The sequence below is a fragment of the Sulfurimonas sp. genome (genome assembly GCF_026988655.1).
Classification (GTDB): Bacteria; Campylobacterota; Campylobacteria; order Campylobacterales; family Sulfurimonadaceae; genus Sulfurimonas.
Window position 1 is genome coordinate 43672 of the sequence record NZ_JALSKT010000041.1, and the last position, 7713, is coordinate 51384.

A 7713-nucleotide genomic window follows, 5' to 3' on the forward strand; every position below is an offset into this window, starting at 1 on the left:
CTTTAATTAAATTTCTTAAAAAATTCTACTACTCTTTTTTCCATCCAATATTGCGGTTTTAAAAAACTTCCTGAAATAAATCCCACATGTCCACCGTGTTCACTGACTTCTAAAGAGATACTCTCTGAGAGTTCTACTGCGTTTGGCAATACTTCTGGTGTCATAAAAGGGTCATCTTTGGCATGGATGATAAGCGTAGGAATATGTATCTGTTTTAGATACTGTCTTGCGCTTGATTTTTCATAATACTCTTTTGCAGAGCCAAATCCATGAACAGGTGCAGTATAGGCATCATCAAACTTCCAAAAAGTATCAAGAGTGCTAACTTCTTGTTCTTTAAGATGCAGTAGTTTTTGCATATCAAATTTTTTATATTTTTTAAGGAGAGCTGCGTTTAGATCTTTGAGTAGATGGGCTTGATAAATTTTGGCAAAACCACTGTTCATATGTGTCGCACAGATATCTAAACGCAGTGGAGGTGAAACGCCAACTGCTGCGTTTAGGATGCACTGTTCTTTTTTCTCTCCAAGGAGTTTTAGGAGCATATTAGCCCCAAGTGAGTAACCAACGGCAAAGAGTTTAGCTTTTGGGTATCTTTTTTTGACACTTTGGATAAATTCAAAAGCATCTTGGGTATCTCCACTATGATAGGAGCGGGCTTTTGCATTTTCTTCATCCCCACAACCACGAAAATGCATCAAAACACTACTAAATCCAGCATTTTGTAGTTCTTGCATAGTCCCTTGAATATAAGGAGATTTGTAAGAACCGGCTAGTCCATGAAAAAGAGTAACGATAGGCGTGTTGTCTTGATGATTTTGAATTTTATGCCAAAAACACTCTACAAAATCCCCATCACTGAGTATGAATTTTTCTCTTTCAAAATGTATAGCTGAGAGTTTTCTAAAAAAAGTGGCATAGATAGTCTGTAAATGCCCATTTTTTAATCCTAATGCTGGTTTAAACTGCTTATTCATTTCTAACCTTTATTGAGTAAGGCATCTTATCAAAATTTTATGTATAGATGGATATAATCTCTTACTTAAATCAATCGGAGAAGCCACTATGCAAAGAAAAGAAATATATAATCCTGACTCAACAGAAAGTGTAAATGATAGGAGAGTATTTGGTGGTAATCCGACAGGTATATTTGAACTCAACAAGATTAAATACCAATGGGCATATAACCTTTGGGAGATGATGTTAAACAACACATGGTTCCCTAAAGAAGTAGATATGACTAGAGATGTGAATGACTATAAACAACTCACAGATGCTGAAAAAACAGCCTATGATAAAGCGCTTTCACAACTTATCTTTATGGACTCATTGCAAACAAATAACTTAATTGACAATGTAAATCCTTATGTAACAGCTCCAGAGATCAACCTAATCTTGGTTCGCCAATCTTTTGAAGAAGCCCTACATTCACAAAGTTATGCTGTTATGGTGGACTCTATCTCAACAAATTCTGATGAGATTTATGACCTGTGGCGTCGAGATATGATGCTAAAACATAAGAATGATGCCATCGCTGGCGTGTATCAAGAACTTGCAAAAAATCCAACAGATACGAACTTCGTAAAAGCTTGTTTTGCAAACCAAATTTTAGAAGGTATCTATTTTTACAGTGGTTTTACATACATCTACACGCTTGCACGTTCTGGAAAGATGCTTGGTTCTGCACAGATGATTCGCTTTATTCAAAGAGATGAAGTGACACACTTGGTACTTTTTCAAAATCTTATCAATACACTAAGAAAAGAGCGTGCTGAGCTTTTTACGGATGAACTGAGAGCTGAAGTCATTGAGATGTTTAAAGAAGCGGTGAAACTCGAAACAGAATGGGGAAAATATATCACACAGGGTCAAATTCTTGGTCTTACAAATGACATCGTTGAACAATACATACAATATCTTGCAGATGATAGATTAAACTCAGTAGGTTTTGATAAAATTTACAACGTAAAAAATCCTATCAAATGGGTAGATGACTTCGCAAAATTTAATGACCAAAAAACAAACTTCTTTGAAGGAAATGTAACGAACTACTCAAAAGGTAGTTTGACATTTGATGATGATTTTTAGAAAGTGCGGCATTTTTGTAGGATGAGCAATGCTCAGTTAAGTCTTAAGACAGCCTTGCAGAGGGAACCGCAACCTCTTTATTATAGCCCACTCGTTTCTCACTCGGATAAACTATCGTTGTTATGATATAATTGTTTCCATTAAAGGAAATTGAAATGTCAAAAATAGTTTTAGGATTAGACTTAGGAATAACTTCAATAGGTTGGGCTTTAGTTGATATTGATGAAAAAAATCTTCAAAATAATAAGATTATAGATAGTGGTGTAAGAATTTTTACAATTGCTGAACACCCAAAAGATGGTAAATCTTTAGCCCTTCCAAGACGTGAAGCTAGAAGTGCAAGACGAACTACAAAACGAAAAGCTCAAAAACTTCGAGCTATCAAAAGACTCCTTATAAAAAATAAAATTATTTCCCAAGAGGAACTAGATAATCTTTTTCTAGGTAATAAAGGGCAAAAAGACGTTTGGGATTTGAGAAAAGAAGCACTTTATAGAGAGTTAAACAACAAAGAGCTCTCACGTATCATGATACACCTTGCAAAGCATAGAGGTTATTTCTCAAATCGTAAAAGTGAACAACCTGATAAATCAGATAAAGAAGCTAAGGCTGTTTTAGGTGGGATCGAAAAAAATAAAGATATTATAAATTCTCAAAATTACTTGACTATTGGTGAATACATATCTACAAAACCTAAAAAACGAAATGGTAAAGATAAAGAGGGAAAATTAAATTATGAAAACTCTGTAGAGAGATATATGCTTATTGATGAAATAGATACTATATTTGATAAACAAAAGCACTTTGGCAGCTCTTTAGTTAATGATGACGTACTTCAAACGTATAAAAAGATAGCCTTTGAACAGAGGCCTTTAAAGTCAGTTGCCCATATGGTTGGGAAATGCCCATTTGAAACAGATGAACTTAGAGCATCTAAAAGCTCCTATACTTTTGAATACTTTAGAGCTTTGCAAAAACTAAAAAATTTAAGAGTGATAAATGAAGATGGCTATGAAATGCCACTTATATTTGAGCAGATTGAACAAATAATAAGAGAGGCTAAAAAGACTAAAAACTTTACTTACAAGTCCTTTAAAAAACTTTTTCCACAGTATAGAGATATGAAAATTAAAGGGCTTATATATCATGATCATAAAACAGGAGAGATAAAAGATTCTGAAAAAGTTAAGTTTTTGGACTTTAGTGCATTTCAAGCAATGCAAAAAAATATACAAGGGGTAGATAACCTTTACTGGAATACTATAGAAAATGATAGTGATGTTTTAGATGTAATTGCAACAATTTTGACAACTGAGAAAAATGATGCAGAGGCGATGAAACAGCTTCAAGGAATAATAGAACATCAAGAAGTTTGTGATGCTTTGCTCTCTTTATCGTTTTCTAAATTTGGGCATCTGAGCAACAAAGCTTTACGGAAAATCATTCCAGAACTTGAAAAAGGGTTTGATTACGATGTAGCTTGCAAAAATGCAGGTTATGACTTTCAAGCTATATTTAAAGGGGATAAATCTCTTCTTTTGCCATCTCTTTCAAAACAAGAAAACTTGGAAATGACAAACCCTGTTGTTAAAAGAGCTATGGCACAGATGCGTTTAGTTTATAATGCAATTGCTAGAAAATATGGAGCAATAGATGCTGTTCATATAGAGTTGACCAGAGAAATAAAAAATTCACATGATGATAGAAAAAAAATAGAAAAAGCTCAAGGGGAGTTCAGAGAAACAAAAGAGAGAGCACGAGAACAGGCTAGTGATAAGTTAGGTAAAGAGCCAAATGCAAAAGAACTTTTGAAATTTCGTCTTTGGGAAGAACAAGGTGGACACTGTATTTACAGCGGTAAATATATAAACCCAGATATTTTACTTGACCCTTACACTACAGAAATTGACCATATTCTTCCATATAGTCGTTCTCTTGATGATAGTTTAAATAATAAAGTTCTTTGTTTAACAAAAGAGAATCAAGAAAAGGGAAATAAAACGCCCTTTGAGTATATTGACGAGGATAAATGGAATGAATTTGCAGGGAGAGTTGAGGGGCTTAAAAATCTTAAATATGCTAAAAAAAGTAGACTTTTAAAGAAAAATTTTGATGAGAACAGTGAACTTGCTTTTAAAGAGAGAAATAAAAATGATACTTCTTATATATCTATCTTTATTAAAAATTATATAGAAGCTCATATAGAGTTTAAAAAATCACATATGAAACGTCATGTATTTACTATGAATGGAATGCTTACCTCACAACTTCGTTATAAATGGGGTGTAGGTGATAAAAATAGAGATACGCATCTTCATCATGCAGAAGATGCAATCATTTTGGCATTTGCAACACAAAGTATGGTCAAAAAGCTTTCTGATGTCTCCTCACGAAGAGAGAGTGAGGGCTTTAAATATAAAACAAAAGAAGAAAAAGCAAAATATTTAAGATTTGTAGCTCCTATGGAAGATTTTCATAAAAAAGTACAAGAGAGTGTGGGGGATATATTTGTTTCTCATATGCCTAGAAGAAAAATTAGTGGGGCTGCTCATAAGGCTACAATCTATAGTAACAAAACACTAAGTATGAAAAAAGAAAATGGTAAAATTGATCTCCTTAAAGGTGGAAGCATACAAAACAATGTAAAGTTAAAACATGGACTTGCTTTGAATGATTCAATGCCAAGAGTTGATTTATTTCAGAATAAAAAAACAAAAAAATATTATTTGGTTCCAATTTACATTAGTGATTTTGTAAAAGATAAATTACCAAACAAAGCAATTGTTGCAGCAAATAAACCTTGGATAGAGATGGATGATGAGTATGAATTTAAATTTTCTTTTTATAAGAGGGATTTGATAGAGCTTAAGAGCAAAAAAACTGCTAAAAAGGAAGAAATTCAAGTTCTTGGCTATTACGATTCGACACATAGTGGAACAGCTAATATTTCTATTTTATCTCATGATGGAAAGCAAGAATATAACTTTGGTTCACAAAATTTAGTTTTTATAAAAAAATATCAAGTAGACGCATTAGGCAACTATATTGAAGTAAAGAGTGAAAAACGACAAGGAACTATTAAAGAGGGTAGAGCAAAACGTAAAGCAAGCTAGGAGAAGATTATGAGTGCATGGCGAACGATACTCGTTACTAAACCTTGTAGGCTTAGTATGAAAAATAAGCAACTTGTTTATGAACCTCAAAGTCAAGAGAAGATAACGGTAGCATTGGAAGATATAACAGTTATAGTCATTGAAACTAATCAAGCCATCTTAACAACTGCACTACTTAGTGAATGTGCGGAAAAAAATATAGTGCTATTTAGCTGTGATAACTATCATATGCCAAATGGATGCTTTACTCCTTTTCATCAACACTCAAGACTCTCTCAAGTAGCCCATATTCAAAGAGATATAAAATTACCACTTAAAAAACAAATTTGGCAAAAAATCATAACACAAAAAATCATAAATCAATCACAGCTTTTAAGTTACTTTAAAAAAGACAACATACAACTTGAACTTCTTACAAACAAGGTAAAATCAGGTGATAGTGAAAATTTGGAAGCTTTGGCGGCAAGAAGGTATTGGCAGTTACTTTTTCATGATTTTACACGAGATCAAAAAAAAGGAGATCCTAGAAATATAGCACTTAATTACGGCTATGCCATCATTCGTGGTGCAGTGGCTCGTTCTTTAGTATCTTATGGATTGTTACCGACATTTGGAGTTTTTCATAATTCGCAACTTAATGCGTATAATTTAGCAGATGATATGATAGAGCCACTTAGACCAATGGTAGATATGGTTGTTAAAAAGCTAGAGATTGAAGATGAACTTGATGTTAATTTGGGTACAAGTGTAAAATCTGCTCTCTTAAATGTGTTAGTTATGCAGATGAAGCTAAATGGTGAAAATATCACTGTATTAAGTATTTGTGACATAATGGCACATACTTTTGTAAAAGCAATCAAATATAATGATGTTGGTATGTTAAAGCTACCATCAATAGTATGAGTGAGTCTAAGTATATGTGGATTTTTGTATTTTTCGATTTACCTACAAAAACAAAAAAAGAGCGTAAAACGTATACAAGTTTTAGAAAATTTTTACTCAAAGATGGTTTTATAATGATGCAGTTTTCTGTTTACGCGAGAATCTGTAAAGGTGATGACAGCATAGAAACTCACAAAAAAAGAGTTAAAGAGCATATACCATCTAAGGGACATATACGAATGCTTTCTATTACAGATTTGCAATATTCAAAGATGGAAACGCTTATAGGTGTAAAAAAAGAGGAAGAAAAATTAGGGAAACAACAACTTTTACTTTTTTAGTAAATAGTGTAGAAATGAAACAGATTTTAGTTAACTCTAAGGAAAATATAGTTTTTTTAAGGCGAATAACTTTGAAAAAATAACCTAAATAGAAAATAATTTAAATTATTTTGGTGTTTTTTTTAAGAAAAATAAGCCATAAACCCATCAGTATAAGGGGTTTGTAGGCTTCTAGTATAGCACATCCGAGTGAGAAAGGGGGCTATAACAACTTTTTATAGATAGCCAAGGTCGCTGTCAGTATAGCACATCCGAGTGAGAAAGGGGGCTATAACATTCGTCAGGAATAGAAATATCAATAAGCTAGTATAGCACATCCGAGTGAGAAAGGGGGCTATAACAGTGGAGGGATTGCTTGAAGATGATGGCAAAGTATAGCACATCCGAGTGAGAAAGGGGGCTATAACCTTGTTATCAATACCATCAAGTGAACCCTGAGTATAGCACATCCGAGTGAGAAAGGGGGCTATAACTGGACACTACTACAAAAAAAGTAATTCTAAAGTATAGCACATCCGAGTGAGAAAGGGGGCTATAACTGTATATTTAATCACGCAAAGCCTTTCTCTAGTATAGCACATCCGAGTGAGAAAGGGGGCTATAACGTTTTATGCTCTGCAATATTATTAATTTCAAGTATAGCACATCCGAGTGAGAAAGGGGGCTATAACGCAATAGAACATTTTGATTTGGAAATTATTAGTATAGCACATCCGAGTGAGAAAGGGGGCTATAACTGTTTTTTTAATGATAGTTTAGATTTTTTAAGTATAGCACATCCGAGTGAGAAAGGGGGCTATAACTTCCACTTCACATAATATAATTTCTTCAACAGTATAGCACATCCGAGTGAGAAAGGGGGCTATAACAGGAGCAGGATATAAACGCTCTAAAGCTATAGTATAGCACATCCGAGTGAGAAAGGGGGCTATAACTAATAATGTTGAAAAGATTGTTAAAGCTTTAAGTATAGCACATCCGAGTGAGAAAGGGGGCTATAACCAATTGACAGGCTTAGGCGTATAAAGTGTAAGTATAGCACATCCGAGTGAGAAAGGGGGCTATAACTTTAAATGCTAGCGGTACTCCTAAACTTAGAGTATAGCACATCCGAGTGAGAAAGGTGGCTATAACCTCCAGCTGTTGGTGCTTGTGTAGACCCTCAGTATAGCACATCCGAGTGAGAAAGGGGGCTATAACTTAAAGTTAAACATAGAGGGGCAACACATTAGTATAGCACATCCGAGTGAGAAAGGGGGCTATAACACTGTTAATGTTTTTAAGTCAAA

5 protein-coding genes and 1 CRISPR repeat array are annotated in these 7713 nt (G+C 33.9%); of the genes, 4 read left to right on the plus strand and 1 reads right to left on the minus strand.

Annotated features, from left to right (window positions below; genetic code table 11):
- Nucleotides 1–2 precede the first annotated feature (2 nt).
- On the minus strand, nt 3–977 hold the full coding sequence (locus MV052_RS03860) for a hydrolase (RefSeq protein ID WP_297441157.1): 975 nt from the start codon (nt 975–977) through the stop codon (nt 3–5).
- Nucleotides 978–1065: 88 nt separating this feature from the next.
- Here MV052_RS03860 and MV052_RS03865 point away from each other — a divergent pair, with 88 nt between their 5' ends.
- The 4 genes from MV052_RS03865 to cas2 all read left to right on the plus strand — a co-directional run bounded on the left by MV052_RS03865 (nt 1066) and on the right by cas2 (nt 6424).
- Nucleotides 1066–2088, plus strand: a complete 1023-nt coding sequence (locus tag MV052_RS03865; protein ID WP_297441158.1) for a ribonucleotide-diphosphate reductase subunit beta — start codon at nt 1066–1068, stop codon at nt 2086–2088.
- Between the two features lie 155 nt (nt 2089–2243).
- On the plus strand, nt 2244–5201 hold the full coding sequence (cas9, locus tag MV052_RS03870; protein WP_297441159.1) for a type II CRISPR RNA-guided endonuclease Cas9: 2958 nt from the start codon (nt 2244–2246) through the stop codon (nt 5199–5201).
- Nucleotides 5202–5210: 9 nt separating this feature from the next.
- Nucleotides 5211–6104, plus strand: coding sequence for a type II CRISPR-associated endonuclease Cas1 (cas1, locus tag MV052_RS03875; protein WP_297441160.1), 894 nt, complete (start codon nt 5211–5213; stop codon nt 6102–6104).
- On the plus strand, nt 6101–6424 hold the full coding sequence (gene cas2, locus MV052_RS03880) for a CRISPR-associated endonuclease Cas2 (protein ID WP_297441161.1): 324 nt from the start codon (nt 6101–6103) through the stop codon (nt 6422–6424). The genes cas1 and cas2 overlap by 4 nt, the downstream gene beginning before the upstream one ends.
- Before the next feature lie 173 nt (nt 6425–6597).
- Nucleotides 6598–7690: direct repeats of the CRISPR family, unit length 36 nt; unit sequence AGTATAGCACATCCGAGTGAGAAAGGGGGCTATAAC.
- Nucleotides 7691–7713 lie beyond the last annotated feature (23 nt).

Bases quoted from the DNA above. Each gene is read 5' to 3' on its own strand.
- MV052_RS03860 (WP_297441157.1), bottom strand. From the start codon at position 977: ATGAATAAGCAGTTTAAACCAGCATTAGGATTAAAAAATGGGCATTTA.
- cas9 (WP_297441159.1), top strand. From the start codon at position 2,244: ATGTCAAAAATAGTTTTAGGATTAGACTTAGGAATAACTTCAATAGGT.
- cas2 (WP_297441161.1), top strand. From the start codon at position 6,101: ATGAGTGAGTCTAAGTATATGTGGATTTTTGTATTTTTCGATTTACCT.
- cas1 (WP_297441160.1), top strand. From the start codon at position 5,211: ATGAGTGCATGGCGAACGATACTCGTTACTAAACCTTGTAGGCTTAGT.
- MV052_RS03865 (WP_297441158.1), top strand. From the start codon at position 1,066: ATGCAAAGAAAAGAAATATATAATCCTGACTCAACAGAAAGTGTAAAT.